Origin of the sequence: Paraburkholderia sp. BL21I4N1 (assembly GCF_002973525.1) — a bacterium.
Classification (GTDB): Bacteria; Pseudomonadota; Gammaproteobacteria; order Burkholderiales; family Burkholderiaceae; genus Paraburkholderia.
On sequence record NZ_PVEN01000001.1, the window covers coordinates 1,056,348 to 1,073,244 of the forward strand.

A 16,897-nucleotide genomic window follows, 5' to 3' on the forward strand; every position below is an offset into this window, starting at 1 on the left:
GTGCTTTAACTCACGCCGACTCCGACTTCGCGATCACGCTTCCAGCGCGAGCGTCGCGAACGTGCCCAGCCAATGCTCGCCCATATAGTCGCCCGCCACATGCGGCAACGCGCTATGCAGATGGCGCTCGGCCGCCTCGAACAACACCGTGCGGCGAATATCGCCGGCCGGCAGCGCACGCGCCAACGAGCGCTGACACCACGCACGGCTCAGATTCAAGCCATCCAGATGCGCGATCTTGCCGTCGGTGCGATCGGTCACGGTAACGGGTTCGAACAGCGTGGCGGGCTTTTTTGCGCCGATGTCCGGCAGAAAGCGCCCGAACCAGTCGACGAATTGCGCCGGCGGCAAGACGCGTCGCATCAACTCCGCTTCCATCAGCGAAGGCGACAGGAACTCGTCGCCGGCGGGCTCCCACGCCTGACAGGCCACATCGTTGAGAAACCAGCGTTCCGCCGTGCTGACCAGCAACGCTTCCAGCGATTCGCGGGAGGTTTGCCGTGCGAAATCCAGCGTGAGCGACAGCGCGAAAGCCATGTTGAAGTGCGTGCCGACTCGCAACGGGTAGGTGGCCTTCGGCAGAAACTCTTCGAAACGTTCGACAAAGGTCTCGGTCAGCGGCGCAAAAGTTTTTTTCCAGCGCGCGGCGTCCGAGAGTTTCAACGATTCGAGTTGTGCGCTGAGCGCCAGCAGCCATGCCCAACCATAAGGACGCTCGAATCCGCGGTTATGCGCCAGATCGAGATACGCACGCTCACCCGCCACATTGGCCTCGGTGAAATGCTCGTCGACCACGGCGACGATCCGCGCCGCTTCCGGCAGATCGGGAAAGCGTTCGAGTAGATGCAGGATCAACCAGTAGCCGTGCACGCACGAATGCCAGTCGTAGCTGCCGTAGAAAATCGGGTGCAATGCACGCGGCCCCTGCACGTCCTGCGGTCCGTCCAGCGAGTGCGTCAGCTTGTTCGGATATTCGCGCGTGAGGTGAGCGAGCGCGAGATTGGCGAATCGGGAAGCGAGTTCGGGAGTCAGTAGAAGGGTCATCGGCGCCTCCTCAGGAGCGGCATACGAACGGACACGCCAGTATGGCGGTGACGATAAAAAATAGTAAAGCGGACGGCCGTGACGCTTTAGATCGCGACGCCGGCCGTCACGCAGATTAATAGCGCGAATGGGGTGAACATCAAACCTGTCAGCCCGTACAGGTGACGGGTGACAGGCGGCGAGGCAATGTAACACGATAAATTATCGATAAATAGTCGATAAAGTATATGTTTCGGGTAAACGCCGAGCCGCGCCGCCTTAAAACGCTTTGTTTTTTGGAGGAGGTTGAAAACCGCTTAGAACAGTTCGAGGATCCGGTGATACATCATGCCGAGTTCGAGCGCGGGGCCGCGCAGCGCCGGACCGCCGGGAAAGCGCGCGTGCCGTAACCGGGCAAACAGATCGAACGCTGCCGTCTCGCCGGCCATGGCCTTGGCGACGACGCGCCCGGCGATTCCCGTCAACGCCACGCCGTGCCCCGAAAAGCCCTGCACGTAGAAGTAATTCGGATCGATCGAACCGAAATCGGGTGCGCGATTGCGCGTCACGTCGACGAAACCGCCCCACGCATGGTCGATTTTCACGTCCGAGAGTTGCGGGAACACGCCGACCATGCGCTCGCGAATCTCCGCGCCGAGTTGCACCGGCGAGGCGCCCGTCGAACTCGCGCGTCCGCCGAACAACACGCGGTGATCCGCCGACAGACGGAAATAGTCGAGGAAGAAGTTGTTGTCGCAGATCGCTTCGCGCTGCTGGATCAATGCGTCGGCGCGAGCTTTGCCGAGCGGTTCGGTGGCGACGATATACGACGCGATCGGCGCGATGCGCGCGGCGATCGGCGCCGGCAATACGTCGCCGATCGTGGCGTTGCCGCACGCGGCGACGAAGCGGCAGCGCACCTCGCCGCGTGCGGTGCGCACGACCGGTCGAGCGCCGCGCACCACCTCGATCACCGGCGAATGCGCGAACAGTTGCGCGCCTTCGCGGCGTGCGGCATCGGCGAGACCGAGGCAGTACTTGAGCGGATGCAGATGGCCGGAAAACGGATCGTAAACGCCGGCGAGATAGCGTCGCGACGCGACCCGCGAACGGATTTCGTCGGTGTCGAGCCATGACAGTTTGGTGTAACCCCAGCGTTGCGAGGCCGATTCCATCCACGCGCGCAAATCGGGCACGCGTTTCGGTTTGGTCGCGACGGTTAAATAGCCGGCCGTGAAATCGCAGTCGATGCCATAGCGTTCGATACGCTCCCGCACCAGCGCCACGCCTTCCACCGACATGGCCCACGCGGCGCGCGCGCCGTCGAGTCCGAGCTGCTTTTCGAGGACCTCGTCTTTCGCGAAACCCACCAGCGTCTGGCCGCCGTTGCGGCCCGACGCGCCCCAGCCCGGCCGGTGCGCGTCGAGCACGATCACCGAAAGACCGCGTGCGCGGCATTCGAGCGCCACCGACAAACCGGCGAAACCCGCGCCGATCACGCACACATCCGCTTCCAGCACGCCGTCGAGCGCGGGGTCGTCGGCGGCCGGACGGGGGGCGCTTGCCTCGTAGTAGGAGTTGGCGATCAGGGCGTCGGCGCGCTGGTCGAGCGTGTTGAAGCCGGGAGTCGGTGCATTCATCAAAGCAGGTCCTTCATTCGATACCAGGCCATCGCGAGGACGAGGGCAGGGGTGCGCAGTGTAGCGCCGCCGGGAAAGTCGAGGTGGCGGATCTTGCCGAACAGATCGAAGCGCGACGCCTGACCGCTGATCGCTTCGGCGATCAGCTTGCCGGCGAGACCCGTGGTATTCACGCCGTGTCCCGAGAAGCCCTGCGCAAAATAAATGGTGGGCGACAGGCGCCCGAAATGTGGCGCGCGATTCATCGTAATGTCGACGAAACCGCCCCACGCATAGTCGACTTTGACGTCGTCGAGTTGCGGGAAAGTCTTCAGCATGTCGCGGCGCATCGCCTCGCCGAGATTGCGCGGCGCGAACGTCGAATAGCTGACCTTGCCGCCCCACAGCAGGCGATTATCGGGTGCGGGCCGGAAGTAGTCGAGCACGAAGCGGCTGTCGCAGACCGCGGCTTTGGCGGGCATCAGCGCTTCGGCGCGGTCGGCGTCGAGCGGTTCGGTGGCGATCACATAGGTGCCGACCGGCATGATCTTGCTGGCCACCTCCGGCGCGAGCTGGCCGAGATAGGTATTGCAGGCGAGCACGACGAACTGCGCATGGACCTTGCCGCGCGCGGTTTCGGCCACATGTCGGCCGTTTTCTTCACGCAGCGCGGTCACGCAACTGTCTTCGAAAATCTGTACGCCGGCCTCGCGCGCCGCGCGTGCAAGACCCAGCGTGTAATTCAACGGATGCAGATGACCGCTGTCCGCGTCGTACAGACCGCCCAGATAGCGCTGCGATTGCACGTATTGGCTAATGCCGTCGGCGTCGACATAGCTGAAACGATCGTAGCCGAAGCGGCGTCGCGCTTCGTCGCGCCATTTTTGCAGCGCGTCCGTATCGCGCGGTTTGTTCGCCGCGGTCAGGTAACCGATTGTCAAATCGCAATCAATCTGATGCTTCGCGATGCGTTCCTTGACGATGTCGAGCGTTTCAAGGCCCATGTCCCAGACCCGCTTCACGTCGTCCGCCGGCATGAACTTCGCGAACGTGTCGATATCGCACGCGAAGCCGCCGATCAACTGGCCGCCATTGCGGCCGCTCGCCGCCCAACCGACCTTCGACGCTTCGAGCACCGCGACCGTATGGCCGCGTTCGGCGAGGTTCAGCGCGGTGGAAATGCCGGTCAGTCCCGCGCCGATCACGCAGACGTCGACCGAGATCGAATCGTCGAGCGGGGGATGGCGCGTGGTGTCGTTGGCCGTGGCGGCGTAATACGAAGCGACGTGAGGCTGGTTCGAGAAGCGGAGCATAGGCAGTGTGCGGGGTAGAGTGCCTGAGCGCGCAGCGTGCGCGCCCAGGCCGTGCGGATTAGAACGAGTAAATCAGCTGCGTGCCGAGCAGGTCGTTGGACTTGCCGTACGAGCCGTCGTTCTTCAGGAACACCTGCTTGTTGGCCCAGTCGTGCCGGTATTCCACCTTCACCGTCACCTGCTGGGTCGGGTAGAACAACAGGTCGAGCGAGACGTCCTGATGGGTGGCGCCCTTGCATTCGAAACCGAGGCCGCCGTTGCCCTTCGAATTAGCCAGACAGTCCGCGCCGATACCGAAGCCGTCCGCAGTGTCCATACCGTTCGCATTCAACGCAACGCCGCCACCGCCGCCACCGTTCTTGCTATCGACGAGTACGTCATAACGCGCGGTCATACCCATGCGCCCCAGGCCCGGTAGCGAGAATTTGCGATGCGCCAGCAACGACAGGCCGTACCACTGCGCCTGACCGCCGTTGAACGCGGCATTCTGCTGCTGGCCGTAGTCGACTTCGGCGTTGTACTGCACGTCGGCTTGCGTATAAGCCAGATCCGCTTCGCCGAAGAAGAACGTGCCGAACGCGCTCGACGCCTGACCGCCCACGCCATAGACCGGAATGGTATTGCCGTTCACGTTCTGGGTCGCGGCCGACAGCGTCTGACGGCCGATATTGAACGAACCGCCGATATCCAGCGCGCTCGACCACGTGTAGTCGACGCGAGCCGTGAAGGTCGGGATCTTGTTGCTGCTGGTGATCGGATCGCCCAGCGCGTTCGTACCGGTCTGCACCACCGAGCCGTACGTGCGGTATTGCTCGTTGCCGAGCATGAACTTCCATGCCCAGTTGCTGCCGTCGGCGGTGTAGTTCAGGCCGACGCCGAGATAGCTGCCCGGATCGGAGAAGTCGTACAGCAGGTTATGCGTGAGCGTCAGCATCTGATTCGACTGCTGCACTTCATAACCGCCGAAGCTCGGCATCAGGCCGGCCACGAAAGTCGTGGTCGCCGTCATCGGAATCGTTACAACCGCCGTGTTCAGGATGTTGTTGCCGATATTGCCGTGTTCGTTCTGCAGCAGCGTGATGCCGTTGCCGCGGTTCGGCATCAACGTGATTTCGGCCGACGGCGCCATCGGGCCGACACCGAAGGTCTTCTTGATGTCGAGGTAAAGATCGCCGAAGGTGCTGTTGAAGTAGTTGTAGCTGCTTTCGTGGTTCGCGAACAGGAACGACGAACTGCTGGCCGCGCGGTTATAGATGTAGGTCGGATCGATATAGCCGGTGACCGACAGGCCCGCGAGCGGTCCGGTATTGGCGGCATCGACCAGCGAATCGACCTTCAGTTGCTGGTTGGCGATCTGCTGCTTCATCGTATCGACCTGGTCGTTGGTCAACGTGGCGCGCGACTTGCCATAGTCGGGCGACGAGATGTCGACCGGCGTCTCGGCCACCGCCGGGGCAGTGGCCGGCGCCGCCACGATCGCCGCGTTGGCCTTCGGTTTGGTCGCCACCTCGGAGCGCAACTGCTTCACTTCCTTTTGCAGTGCGTTGAGTTGGGCCTGGAGCGCCTTGATCTGGTCGCTGGTGGCGTCCGCCATGGCCATGCCAGGCAAACTCCCCGCCACCAACAGACAGATGAGCTTCTTTCTCATGCAAATTCTCCTTATTGGTCGTATTGCAAAAGGACTTCTTATGCGCGTGCCGTATCGAGCGGTTTCCGTACGGCGGCTTGTTGTGGAGCGGAAGGTAACGGGTCGGCGGCTTCGGCGAGGGCGAACGCCTGCTGCATGTCGCGGTTGCGCTTACGTTCGCGGACCTGCATCCAGCGGTTCACGGCAATCACGCCGATCGTTACGGTGGTGATGAAGATCGTGGCGAGCGCATTCATTTCCGGATTCAGGCCGAGACGCACGCGCGAGAACACGACTAGCGGCAGCGTGGTCGAACCGGGACCGGAGAGGAACGCGGACAGCACGAGGTCGTCGAACGACAGCGTGAACGACAGCAGCCAGCCGGACATCAAGGCTTGCGAGATCAGCGGCAGCGTGATCAGGAAGAACACCTTGAACGGCGTGGCGCCGAGGTCGAGCGCGGCTTCCTCGAGCGACTTGTTCATCTCCTTGATACGCGACTGCACGATGATCGCCACGTACGAGACGCACAGCATCACGTGACCGATCCAGATCGTGAAGAGGCCGCGACCCTTCGGCCAGCCGAGCATCTGTTCGAGCGCGACGAACAGCAGCAGCAGCGAGATACCCTGAATCACTTCGGGAATCACCAGCGGTGCGTTGATCATGCCGGCGAACAGCGTGAAGCCGCGAAACCGGCCGAAGCGTGCCAGCACGAAGCCGGCCCACGTGCCGATCACGACTGAGGCAAATGCGGTCATCAGACCGATCTTCATCGAGAGCCACGCGGCGTTCAGCAACTCGTCGTCCTGCAGCAGCGCGCCGTACCATTTGAGTGAGAAGCCGGACCAGACGGTGACGAGCTTCGACTCATTGAACGAATAGACAATCAGGCTGATGATCGGGATATACAGAAACAGAAACCCGAACGTCAGCACGCTATTGGAGAGCGTTCTATTAGGCTTGATCATTTCGCGTCCTCCAGTTCCTTGACCTGGTAGTACTGGAACACGGCCATCGGCACGAGCAGCAGCAACACCATCGCGACGGTGACGGCGGATGCCATCGGCCAGTCCATATCGTTGAAGAATTCATCCCACATGACACGGCCGATCATCAGCGTGTCGGCACCGCCGAGCAGTTCCGGAATCACGTACTCGCCCACCGCCGGAATGAACACCAGCAGACTGCCGGCGATAATGCCGTTCTTCGACAGCGGCAACGTAATGCGCGTGAACGCGGTCCACGGTTTGCAGCCCAGGTCGTAGGCCGCTTCGAGCAGCGTCAGATCCATCTTCACCAGATGCGCATACAACGGCATCACCATGAAGGGCAGGTAGGAATAGACCATGCCGATATAGACGCCAATATCCGTGTGGTAGAGGCGCAACGGCGAATGAATCATGCCGATCGACATCAGCGTGTGATTGAGCAGACCGTCGTCCTTCAGGATGCCGATCCATGCATAGACGCGAATCAGGAACGACGTCCAGAACGGCAGCATCACGCCCATCATCAGCAGGTTGCGTTTGGCCGGCTCCGAGCGGGCGATGTAATACGCGATCGGGTAGCCGATCAACAGGCAGAAGAAGGTCGAAACGGCGGCCATCTTCAACGAGCTGATATAGGTCGCGACGTACAGATCGTCCTGCAGCAGGAACGCGTAGTGCCCCAGCTGGATCGCGAAATGCACGATGCCGTCTTTGATCGTCATCAGATCCGTGTAGGGCGGAATGCCCAGACGCAGATCGGCGAAACTGATCTTCAGCACCAGCACGAACGGCAACGCAAAAAACAGCGTGAGCCACAGGAACGGCACGCCGATCACAGTCGTGCGGCCAGACGGCACGAACATCGAGAGGCGTTTTTTCAGCGAGCCGAGCAGCCGGCTGCCGGACGGCGCGCCGAGCGCCACGGGGGAGGAGGTGGGATGGCTCATTGCGTCAGCACCACGCCGCTAGCCGGCGACCAGTAGACGAACACGTCGTCGTTATAGGACGGCGCACCGTCGCTCATCAGGTGCGAGCTGGAGAGATTCGACACCACGGTCTTGCCGCTCGGCAGACGCACGTGATACAGCGAATAGCTGCCCATGTAGGCCACATCCGAGACCACGCCGCGCGCCCAGTTGTGCGGCGTCGACGGTTTGTCGAGCGACACCTTGACGCGTTCGGGGCGCACCGAGATGCCCACCGGCATGCCGAGCGGGCCGGTAATGCCGTGGCTCACGTAAATGCGCGATTCGAGCTCTTCGCTTTCCACGAAAATGTGGTCCGGCTCATCCGCGACGACCGTGCCTTCGAACAGATTGGTCGAGCCGATAAATTCGGCGGAGAAGCGGCTATTCGGAAACTCGTAGACCTGGCTGGGCGAACCGATCTGCACGATGCGGCCTTCGCTCATGACCGCGAGGCGGCCGGCCATGGTCATGGCTTCTTCCTGATCGTGCGTGACCATCACGCAGGTCACGTCGACCTTTTCGATAATGTTCACCAGTTCGAGCTGGGTCTTCTGGCGGATCTTTTTATCGAGCGCCGACATCGGCTCGTCGAGCAGCAGCAGCTTGGGGCGCTTGACCAGCGAACGGGCGAGCGCCACACGCTGCTGCTGGCCGCCTGACAACTGGTGCGGCTTGCGCTGGGCGTACTTGCTCATCTGCACGAGATTCAGCGCGTCGGCAACGCGTTCCTTGATCTCGTTCTTCGGCGTGCCTTCCTGCTTCAGGCCGAAGGCGATGTTCGCCTCCACGCTCATGTGCGGGAACAGCGCATACGACTGGAACATCATGTTGACCGGCCGCTTGTACGGCGGCATCGCGGCGAGATCTTCGCCGTCGACGAAAATGCGCCCGGACGTGACCGTCTCGAGCCCCGCGAGCATGCGCAGGAGAGTGGACTTGCCGCAGCCTGAGCTGCCGAGCAGCGCGAACAGTTCGTTCTTGGCGATGCTCAGGTTGACATTGTCGACAGCGGTGCTGTCGCCGAATTTCTTCACGACGTTTTCGATGCGGACGAATTCATCCGGTTTCGATTTTGTCGCTACTGCGGGGCGGGCCATCTGGGTGGCGCCGGCTGCGCTTTTTGAAGTCGTCGAGTTCATGATGTAACCATTCCTTGCGGATCGCGAGCGCAAGTGTCTCCCTGCGAGGCGCGGGAGGCGCCTTGCAACGTACGCTGCGATCGGAATACATGGGACTGCGCGCGGCTGGGACGCTATAGCGCGCAGGCTGACTGCCGTTACTGCCATTCATGCGCTCAGGGTTCGAGCGATCCCTGAGCGCGGGATCGAGGTTTCAGATTGCTGGTTTAATCAATGACCGGTTTTAAGCTGCGCCCAAAGACGGTTTTCAAGGCGCAGAATATCGGTCGGCATGGGTTTCATCAGCGTCATTTTGCTGAGTACGTCGTCGCCCGGATAAACGGTCTTGTCCTGGACGACAGCCGGCGTCACGAACTGGCGCGCGGCCTTGTTCGCGGTCGGGTAGAACACTTCGTTGGTGATCGCCGCGTTGACCTTCGGATCTTCAATGTAGTTGATCCACTTAAGGGCGGCCTCGGCGTGCGGCGCGTCTTTCGGAATCACCATCACGTCGAACCACAGCAAACCGCCTTCCTTCACGTTCGAGAACTTGATCTGATACGAGCGTTTCGCTTCGTCGGTGCGGCGGCTCGCAATACCGACGTCGCCGGACCAGCCCACGGCCACGCACACGTCGTTATTCGCGAGGTCGTTGATGTAGCCCGACGAGTTGAACTGGGTGATGTAAGGGCGGACTTTCTTCAGCACTTCGAACGCGGCCTGATAATCGGCGGGGTTCGTGCTGTTCGGGTCCTTATGCATGTATTGCAGCGTCGCCGCGAACACGTCGACGGCCTGGTCGAGGAACGATACGCCGCAGCCTTTCAGCTTCGAGAGGTTGGCGGGATCGAACACGAGCGCCCAGCTGTCCACCGGCGCATTGGCGCCGAGCGCTTTCTGCACCGCTTGCACGTTGTAGCCGATACCGTCGGTGCCGTAGGCCCAGGGCACACCGTACTGGTTGCCCGGGTCGGCGTCGGAGATCATCTTCATCAGCACGGGGTCGAGATTCGCGAGGTTCGGCAGTTTCGATTTATCGAGCTTCTGATACACGCCGGCCTGAATCTGCTTGGCCATGTAGTTCGAGGTGGGCACCACGATGTCGTAGCCGGAGCTGCCCGCGAGCAGTTTGGCCTGCAGCGTGTCGTCGCTATCGTAGTTGTCGTACTTGACCTTGATGCCGTCCTGCTTCTCGAAGTTCGGAATCGTGTCTTTCGCGATGTAATCCGACCAGTTATACACATTCAGTTCCGTGTCGGCCGCAAGGGCCGGCGTAACCGACAGCGCCGCAAAACCCGCGAAGGCGAGCAGCGCGGCCCCCGCGACCGCATGACGAAGATGACTAACGCTCATGGTTTTTTCCCTTGATGTGAAGAACCGGCATGAGCGTGAGATGTGGGTGCCCATGCCGGAACGGACTGCCGTTACGAAATACCGAGTTGTTGTGCGGTCGCATCGATGGCTTTTTTGGCCTTCGTGACGATCTCGTCGATTTCCAGCTTGTTGATCACCAGCGGCGGCGACAGGAGCATGCGGTCGCCGGTGGCGCGCATGATCAGGTTGCCGTTGAAACAGAAGTCGCGGCAGATCGTGCCGACATCGCCGCCGTTCGCGAAGCGCTTGCGCGCCTGCGGGTCTTGCGCGAGTTGCAGACCGGCCACCAGACCCGCGCCGGAGATTTCGCCGACGATCGGGTGATTGGCGAACGTGTCGCGCAGCTTCTTCTGGAAGTACGGACCCGTCTCGGTCTTGACGCGTTCGACGATCTTCTCGTCGCGCAGCAGCTTGAGATTGGCGACCGCGACCGCGGCCGCGACCGGATGGCCGGAGTAGGTGAGGCCGTGATTGAAATCGCCGCCTTCCACAATGACCTTGGCGACGCGATCATGCAGACCGACCGCACCCATCGGCACATAGCCGCTCGTCAAACCCTTTGCCATCGTGATCAGATCCGGCTCGAAACCGAAGTGCTGATGCGCGAACCATTCGCCGGTGCGACCGAACCCGCCGATCACTTCGTCGGCGACCAGCAGAATGTCGTACTTGCGGCAGATGCGCTGAATTTCCGGCCAGTACGTGGCGGCCGGGAAAATCACGCCGCCCGCTCCCTGGAAAGGCTCACCGATGAACGCGGCCACGTTGTCCGCGCCGATTTCGAGAATCTTCGCTTCCAGCTGTTGCGCGCGGGCCAGACCGAATTCTTCCGGCGTCAGATTGCCTTGCGCTTCGCCGAAGAAATACGGCTGGTCGATATGCACGATGTTCTCGACTTTCGAGGGCATCTGCTCGTGCATGTAACCCATGCCGCCGAGCGTGCCGCCCGCGATCGTCGAACCGTGATAGCCGTTCTTGCGCGAGATCACGACCTTCTTCGACGGCTTGCCTTGCGCCGCCCAGTAATGGTGGACGATGCGCAACACCGTGTCGTTGCCTTCCGAACCGCTGTTGCAGTAGAAGAAGTGATTGAACGGCGCCGGCGCGAGTTCGGCGAGCAACGCCGACAGTTCGATCACCGGCGGGTGCGTGGTCTTGAAGAAGGTGTTGTAGAACGGCAGCTCCTGCATCTGCTTATATGCGGCATCGGCCAGTTCCTTACGGCCATACCCCACGTTCACGCACCACAGGCCGGCCATGCCGTCGATCACCTTGTTGCCGTCCGAATCCCACAGATACACGCCTTCGGCCTTGACGATCACGCGGCTGCCGGCGCGGTTCAGCGCACCCATATCCGAGAACGGATGGATGTGATGCGCGGCGTCGAGCGCGCGGTATTCGGCAGTGGTGCGTTGTTGCGTGGCTTGTGCCGCGGCGGCGCTTGGCACGGCCGGTTGTACGTATGCGACTTCTTCTGTTCTGTAGCTCATACTGCCTCCAGTTTTTTTGCGTTTGCCTTAGACGTGCAGCAGCAAATGCCGGCGTTCCCACGAACTGATCACGCGGAAGAACGCTTCATATTCGGTTTCTTTCAGTGCGAGGTAAGCCTTCACGAACTTCTCGCCGAGTACTTCGGCGATCGGCTCGCACGCGCCCATCAACGTCAGGCCCTCTTCGAGATTGCGCGGCAGCTGGTACGGCAATTCGTACCCGTCGCTGAGCAGCGGCTCGGTGGCTTCCAGGTTCTGCGTCATGCCGAGATAACCGGCGGCGAGCGTGGCGGCGATGGCCAGATACGGATTGCAATCCACGCCCGGAATGCGGTTTTCGATGCGGCGCGCGGCCGGCCCCGAATGCGGAATCCGGAAACCCACCGTGCGGTTGTCGTAACCCCACGCCACGTTGATCGGCGCGGCCATGAAACGCGACAGACGGCGATACGAGTTGATGTACGGCGCGAAGATCGGCATCAGCGCCGGCGTGTACTTCTGCAAACCGGCGATATAACCCGTGAACATCGAAGTCGGCTTGCCGTCCGCACCGGTGAACAGGTTGAGGCCGGTTTCCTCGTCGACGAGGCTTTGATGCATGTGCATCGCCGAGCCGGGTTCGCCTTCCATCGGCTTGGCCATGAAGGTCGCGTACATCTTGTGGCGCAGCGCGGCTTCACGCACCGTGCGCTTGAACAGGAACACGCTGTCGGCGAGCTTCAGCGGATCGCCGTGCATGAAGTTGATTTCCATCTGCGCGGCGCCGACTTCGTGAATCAGCGTGTCGACTTCCAGTTCCTGCACCTCGCAGTATTCATAGATGTCTTCGAACAGCGGATCGAATTCGTTGACCGCTTCGATCGAATACGCCTGACGTCCGGTTTCCGGACGGCCCGTACGGCCGATCGGCGGTTGCAGCGGCAGATCCGGGTCTTTATTCATGTCGACCAGATAGAACTCCAGCTCCGGCGCGATAACCGGCTTCCAGCCCTTGGCCTTGTAGAGTTCGAGCACACGGCGCAACACGCGGCGCGGCGAAATCGCGACGGGTGTGCCGTCGAAGTGAACGCAATCGTGAATCACCTGGGCGGTCGGATCGATGGCCCACGGAATCATGCGGATGGTGCTGGCGTCGGGAACGCAAACCATGTCCGGATCGGTGACGCCGGTGAGCGTGCCGTCTTCCGGATAGTCCCCTGTGACGGTCTGGATCATCACCGCCTGCGGCAAGCGCATGGACTCGCCGGATTCGAACTTGCTGCGCGGAATGATCTTGCCGCGTGCGATCCCGGCCATATCCGGAATGATCGCTTCGATTTCGGTGACGCGGTTCTTCTTCAGAAAATCGTCGATTTCATGCATTTTTATCTCTCTGTTTTGGTGCGCGACCGGCTCAGGCATGCGTGGCAGCGGCGGATGCCGCGCCATAGCCGGCCTTGGTGCGCATTCGATCGCGGCAGGCGTCGCCGAACGCGCGAAAGATCGCGGTGGATAACGTGTCGTTGGCATGCTTCCATTCCGGGTGCCACTGCACACCCAGCGCGAACGCACGCGCTCCGCTTACGCTCACCGCTTCGATCAAGCCGTCCGGCGCGATGGCTTCGGCCGTAAGGCCGGCGCCTAACCGCTCGACGCCCTGACCGTGCAATGAATTCACCCGCGCTTCATTCGTGCCGCCCGCTAGGCGCTGCAACAAGCCGCCCTGCGTCAGCGCGATCGAATGCGACGGTGCGTATTGCACGTCGAGGTCGTCTTCCTTGTTCTCGCGGTGGTCGCTCAAGCCGGCCACCGCGTGAACGCTTTGATGCAACGTCCCGCCGAACACCACGTTCATTTCCTGGAAGCCCCGGCAGACGGCGAGTACCGGCACACCCGCTGCGATGGCCGCGCGCAGTAGCGGCAACGTCGTCGCGTCGCGCGCGGCGTCGTGCAGCGTGCCCGGCGCGCTGGGTTCGCCGCCGTAGCGGTGCGGCTCGACATTCGAATAGCTGCCGGTAAAGAGCAGGCCGTCGACCGTCGCGAGTACATCGGCGCTGGACTGACGTTCGCCGAGTGCCGGCAGCAACATGGCCAGCGCTTGCGAGCCGTCCACGATCGCGGCGATGTACTTTTCGCCGACCACATGCGATGGGTGGACTCCCATCATCGTTCTGTCGGCGCTAATGCCGACCAGGGGTTTGTTTCGCATAACAGATAGACGTGTGTGTTCCCCGCGGGACGCGGCACGAACAACGTTAAACACAGCGCGGCACGATTCCGCAGCCGGACGCGGAGCGTCAAGCCACCGGAGTGGTGCAGGGGGCGGGCGTTTGCGACAACGCGCCGCGCGTGGTCTTAGGGCGGGTCGTTCGATTCCATCCGCTGCGGTGCACCAGCACTCGGTGCTGCGTGAAACGCATGGGCGGCGGACAGCACCGCACACGCGGGACCGCAGAGCCCCAAAGAGGCCGCGCTCACGCAAACGGATGAATCGAACGACGAAAGGAGGGAGGCGCTACGGCAGCAGCGACGCGACTTCATCCGTGCGAACGGCAATGAAGGCGCGCGCGGAGATAGAGTTGTGACGTCGAACGGAACGGCGGGACAGGATCGTGAAGACGGACAGAAAGCGGCGGAACGCAAGGCTGCCGTTGCTGCCGTCGGCGATGGCGCCGTCAGCGCGAGGACAACTCGCCTGACTTCGATTCCATCTCACCAAAGGGCCTCGGACTCTCACGATTACACTCGACTGGCGACGTTGAAAGTATTGAACGGCCTGCTCGAAATCCGCACAAGGCGTTTAAAGAAACAGGACGCTGGGATGATCTTCTCTTACCGATGCGAAGCGGGTTCGCTGCGCCGCAAAACACCCTTTCGGGCTCTGTGACGTTGGTATGAAGATCGCCTGTGAACCAGCATATACGAGCCAATAATGCCGTCAAATCATTTTTATAAAAGATTTATCAGGGCTTTCCCGAGGGGGTAGCTAGAATCCCAGCCGGTGGGAACAATCGTTGCGCCAGTCATATTTCGGAATCCTTTCAGGGTTTTCCCCAGCGGCGCAACGATTAAAGTGATTAGAATATTCAACACTCGCGGGCACACGTTGCCCGAGTCCACACGCCCCGATCGTCCTCCATGTCAGAGAACCTAGCGATGTCCATAGAAGTAGCAACCCGTCTGCAGTACATCCGCAAGAAGAACGGCTTGTCCCAGCGTGAACTTGCGAAACGGGCGGGCGTGACCAACGGCACGATCTCGCTGATCGAGCAGAACCGCGTGAGCCCCTCGGTGGGCTCGCTGAAGAAATTGCTCGAATGCATACCCATGAGTCTCGCCGAGTTCTTTACCTTCGAGGTCGAAGTAGAACGATCGGTCGTTTCGCGCCGCGCGGACATGCCGAACCTCGGCAATGAGTCGATCGAGTTCTATCTGGCGGGCTCGAGTATCAAAGACCGCAACATGGGCATTCTGCGCGAGGTCTATCAGCCGCTGTCGGACACCGGTCCGGAAATGCTGGAGCACGCGGGTCACGAGGGCGGCGTGGTGGTCCGCGGGCAACTCGAACTGACTGTCGACGGCACCACGTGGCTGCTGGATCCCGGCGACAGCTATTACTTCGAAAGCCGTTTGCCGCACCGTTTTCGCAATCCCAGCGCGGAGCATCTCTGCGAGGTCGTGTCGGCCAATTCGCCTCCCACGTTCTGAAGACTCCGCGCCAACGCGCCACGCCGCAATTCAATGCCGCATGAAGTCGATGCCGGTCCGCGTCGTGCGCATAACAATGAGGCATCCTGATGGACAAGCAATCTCTCGCTTTCTGGCAAGACAAAGCCGCTACGCTTTCAATCGAAGGCCGCGCGTTTATCGACGGCGAATACCGTGACGCGGCAGGCGGCCGCACGTTCGACTGCCTGAGCCCGATCGACGGCAAGCTGCTCGCGAAAGTCGCCGACAGCGGCGCCGCGGAGGTCGATGCGGCCGTCGCCGCCGCGCGCCGGGCGTTCGAATCCGGCGTGTGGTCCGGGTTGAATCCGCGCAAGCGCAAGGCAGTGTTGTTGCGCTGGGCCGCGTCGATCCGCGAGCACATGGACGAACTGGCGCTGCTCGAAACGCTCGACGCCGGCAAGCCGATTGCCGACACCACCTCGGTCGATGTACCGGGCGCCGCGTATTGCGTCGAATGGTTCGCCGAAGCGATCGACAAGGTGGGCGGTGAAGTCGCGCCGGCCGATCATCATCTGGTCGGGCTGGTCACGCGCGAAGCGATCGGTGTGGTGGCCGCGGTCGTGCCGTGGAATTTCCCGATCCTGATGGCGTCGTGGAAATTCGGCCCGGCGCTGGCGGCGGGTAACAGTGTGGTGCTCAAACCGTCGGAGAAGTCGCCGCTCACGGCCATCCGTCTCGCGCAACTCGCCCTCGACGCCGGTATTCCCGCCGGCGTGTTCAACGTCGTGCCGGGCGCGGGCGAACCGGGCAAGCTGCTCGCGTTGCATCAGGACGTGGACTGTCTCGCGTTTACCGGCTCGACGAACGTCGGCAAGCTGATCATGCAGTATGCCGGTCAGTCGAACCTGAAGCGCGTGTGGCTCGAACTCGGCGGCAAGTCGCCGAACATCGTCATGCCGGATTGTCCCGACATGGACCGCGCGGCGAATGCGGCGGCCGGGGCGATCTTCTACAACATGGGCGAAATGTGTACAGCGGGCTCGCGCCTGCTCGTGCATCGCGACATCAAGGAAGCGTTCCTCGACAAGCTGATCGCGGCGGCGCGCAGCTATACACCGGGCAATCCGCTCGATCCGAAAACGTCGATGGGCGCGATCGTCGACAAGGTTCAACTCGAGCGCGTGCTCGGCTACATCGAAGCGGGCCGCGCGGAAGCGAAGCTGCTGCTGGGCGGTGCGCGCGTGAAGGAAGAGACGGGCGGCTTCTATATCGAGCCGACCATCTTCGAAATCCCCGCCACGGGCGCGAAGGTGGCGCGCGAGGAAATCTTCGGGCCGGTGTTGTCGGTGATTACGTTCGACACGGTGGAAGAGGCGATCGAGATTGCTAACGACAGCGAGTACGGTCTGGCCGCCGCGCTGTGGACGTCGAATCTCACGACCGCGCACGAAGTGTCGCGCAAGTTGCGCGCGGGCACGGTGTGGGTCAATTGCTACGACGAAGGCGGCGATATGAATTTCCCGTTCGGCGGTTACAAGCAATCGGGCAACGGCCGTGACAAGTCGTTGCACGCGTTGGAGAAGTACACCGAGCTGAAGTCCACGCTGGTGCGGCTGCGCTAAAGGATTCGCAAGCCAGCGCGGCGGCACGCGTGATGCGCATGCCGCCGCGTTCCCAATGAATCCGAAGCCGGAGGTTGCGCGCACAACGGGAAGCTTCGCGCGT

14 protein-coding genes are annotated in these 16,897 nt (G+C 61.8%); 2 read left to right on the plus strand and 12 right to left on the minus strand.

Annotated features, from left to right (window positions below):
- Positions 1–33 precede the first annotated feature (33 nt).
- From B0G83_RS04620 to B0G83_RS39540, 12 genes are all read right to left on the minus strand, one after another.
- On the minus strand, positions 34–1,044 hold the full coding sequence (locus B0G83_RS04620; RefSeq protein ID WP_105506202.1) for a DUF2891 domain-containing protein: 1,011 nt from the start codon (positions 1,042–1,044) through the stop codon (positions 34–36).
- Positions 1,045–1,340: 296 nt separating this feature from the next.
- Positions 1,341–2,663 carry an FAD-binding oxidoreductase gene (locus B0G83_RS04625; RefSeq protein WP_105506203.1) on the minus strand — a complete coding sequence of 441 codons (1,323 nt, stop codon included), beginning with the start codon at positions 2,661–2,663 and terminating at the stop codon, positions 1,341–1,343.
- Positions 2,663–3,955, minus strand: coding sequence for an FAD-binding oxidoreductase (locus tag B0G83_RS04630; protein WP_105506204.1), 1,293 nt, complete (start codon positions 3,953–3,955; stop codon positions 2,663–2,665). The genes B0G83_RS04625 and B0G83_RS04630 overlap by 1 nt, the downstream gene beginning before the upstream one ends.
- Positions 3,956–4,013: 58 nt before the next feature.
- Positions 4,014–5,603, minus strand: a complete 1,590-nt coding sequence (locus B0G83_RS04635; protein WP_105506205.1) for a DUF3138 family protein — start codon at positions 5,601–5,603, stop codon at positions 4,014–4,016.
- Between the two features lie 38 nt (positions 5,604–5,641).
- Positions 5,642–6,553: an ABC transporter permease subunit gene (locus B0G83_RS04640; protein WP_105506206.1), complete on the minus strand. Its 912-nt coding sequence runs from the start codon at positions 6,551–6,553 to the stop codon at positions 5,642–5,644.
- Positions 6,550–7,521, minus strand: a complete 972-nt coding sequence (locus B0G83_RS04645; protein WP_105506207.1) for an ABC transporter permease subunit — start codon at positions 7,519–7,521, stop codon at positions 6,550–6,552. The genes B0G83_RS04640 and B0G83_RS04645 overlap by 4 nt, the downstream gene beginning before the upstream one ends.
- Entirely contained in the window at positions 7,518–8,681 is a 1,164-nt protein-coding gene (locus B0G83_RS04650; protein ID WP_105506208.1) for an ABC transporter ATP-binding protein, read from the minus strand. The genes B0G83_RS04645 and B0G83_RS04650 overlap by 4 nt, the downstream gene beginning before the upstream one ends.
- A gap of 210 nt (positions 8,682–8,891) precedes the next feature.
- Positions 8,892–10,013 carry a polyamine ABC transporter substrate-binding protein gene (locus tag B0G83_RS04655; protein ID WP_105506209.1) on the minus strand — a complete coding sequence of 374 codons (1,122 nt, stop codon included), beginning with the start codon at positions 10,011–10,013 and terminating at the stop codon, positions 8,892–8,894.
- Positions 10,014–10,084: 71 nt separating this feature from the next.
- Positions 10,085–11,524, minus strand: coding sequence for an aspartate aminotransferase family protein (locus B0G83_RS04660; RefSeq protein ID WP_105506210.1), 1,440 nt, complete (start codon positions 11,522–11,524; stop codon positions 10,085–10,087).
- Between the two features lie 27 nt (positions 11,525–11,551).
- The gene (locus tag B0G83_RS04665; RefSeq protein WP_105506590.1) at positions 11,552–12,886 is read right to left on the minus strand and encodes a glutamine synthetase family protein; all 1,335 of its coding nucleotides are present in this window, start codon (positions 12,884–12,886) and stop codon (positions 11,552–11,554) included.
- Between the two features lie 31 nt (positions 12,887–12,917).
- A complete protein-coding gene (locus tag B0G83_RS04670; RefSeq protein WP_105506211.1) occupies positions 12,918–13,712 on the minus strand; it encodes a gamma-glutamyl-gamma-aminobutyrate hydrolase family protein in 795 nt (264 codons plus the stop codon).
- Between the two features lie 306 nt (positions 13,713–14,018).
- On the minus strand, positions 14,019–14,240 hold the full coding sequence (locus tag B0G83_RS39540) for a hypothetical protein (RefSeq protein WP_171983793.1): 222 nt from the start codon (positions 14,238–14,240) through the stop codon (positions 14,019–14,021).
- 419 nt (positions 14,241–14,659) lie between these two features.
- Between B0G83_RS39540 and B0G83_RS04680 the strand changes: the two genes are divergently transcribed.
- Positions 14,660–15,211, plus strand: coding sequence for a cupin domain-containing protein (locus tag B0G83_RS04680; RefSeq protein ID WP_105506212.1), 552 nt, complete (start codon positions 14,660–14,662; stop codon positions 15,209–15,211).
- 89 nt (positions 15,212–15,300) lie between these two features.
- Positions 15,301–16,794, plus strand: coding sequence for an aldehyde dehydrogenase (locus B0G83_RS04685; protein WP_105506213.1), 1,494 nt, complete (start codon positions 15,301–15,303; stop codon positions 16,792–16,794).
- Positions 16,795–16,897 lie beyond the last annotated feature (103 nt).

Bases quoted from the DNA above. Each gene is read 5' to 3' on its own strand.
- B0G83_RS04625 (WP_105506203.1), bottom strand. From the start codon at position 2,663: ATGAATGCACCGACTCCCGGCTTCAACACGCTCGACCAGCGCGCCGAC.
- B0G83_RS04660 (WP_105506210.1), bottom strand. From the start codon at position 11,524: ATGAGCTACAGAACAGAAGAAGTCGCATACGTACAACCGGCCGTGCCA.
- B0G83_RS04640 (WP_105506206.1), bottom strand. From the start codon at position 6,553: ATGATCAAGCCTAATAGAACGCTCTCCAATAGCGTGCTGACGTTCGGG.
- B0G83_RS04630 (WP_105506204.1), bottom strand. From the start codon at position 3,955: ATGCTCCGCTTCTCGAACCAGCCTCACGTCGCTTCGTATTACGCCGCC.
- B0G83_RS04635 (WP_105506205.1), bottom strand. From the start codon at position 5,603: ATGAGAAAGAAGCTCATCTGTCTGTTGGTGGCGGGGAGTTTGCCTGGC.
- B0G83_RS04620 (WP_105506202.1), bottom strand. From the start codon at position 1,044: ATGACCCTTCTACTGACTCCCGAACTCGCTTCCCGATTCGCCAATCTC.
- B0G83_RS04655 (WP_105506209.1), bottom strand. From the start codon at position 10,013: ATGAGCGTTAGTCATCTTCGTCATGCGGTCGCGGGGGCCGCGCTGCTC.
- B0G83_RS04665 (WP_105506590.1), bottom strand. From the start codon at position 12,886: ATGCATGAAATCGACGATTTTCTGAAGAAGAACCGCGTCACCGAAATC.
- B0G83_RS04650 (WP_105506208.1), bottom strand. From the start codon at position 8,681: ATGAACTCGACGACTTCAAAAAGCGCAGCCGGCGCCACCCAGATGGCC.
- B0G83_RS04670 (WP_105506211.1), bottom strand. From the start codon at position 13,712: ATGCGAAACAAACCCCTGGTCGGCATTAGCGCCGACAGAACGATGATG.
- B0G83_RS04685 (WP_105506213.1), top strand. From the start codon at position 15,301: ATGGACAAGCAATCTCTCGCTTTCTGGCAAGACAAAGCCGCTACGCTT.
- B0G83_RS04680 (WP_105506212.1), top strand. From the start codon at position 14,660: ATGTCCATAGAAGTAGCAACCCGTCTGCAGTACATCCGCAAGAAGAAC.
- B0G83_RS04645 (WP_105506207.1), bottom strand. From the start codon at position 7,521: ATGAGCCATCCCACCTCCTCCCCCGTGGCGCTCGGCGCGCCGTCCGGC.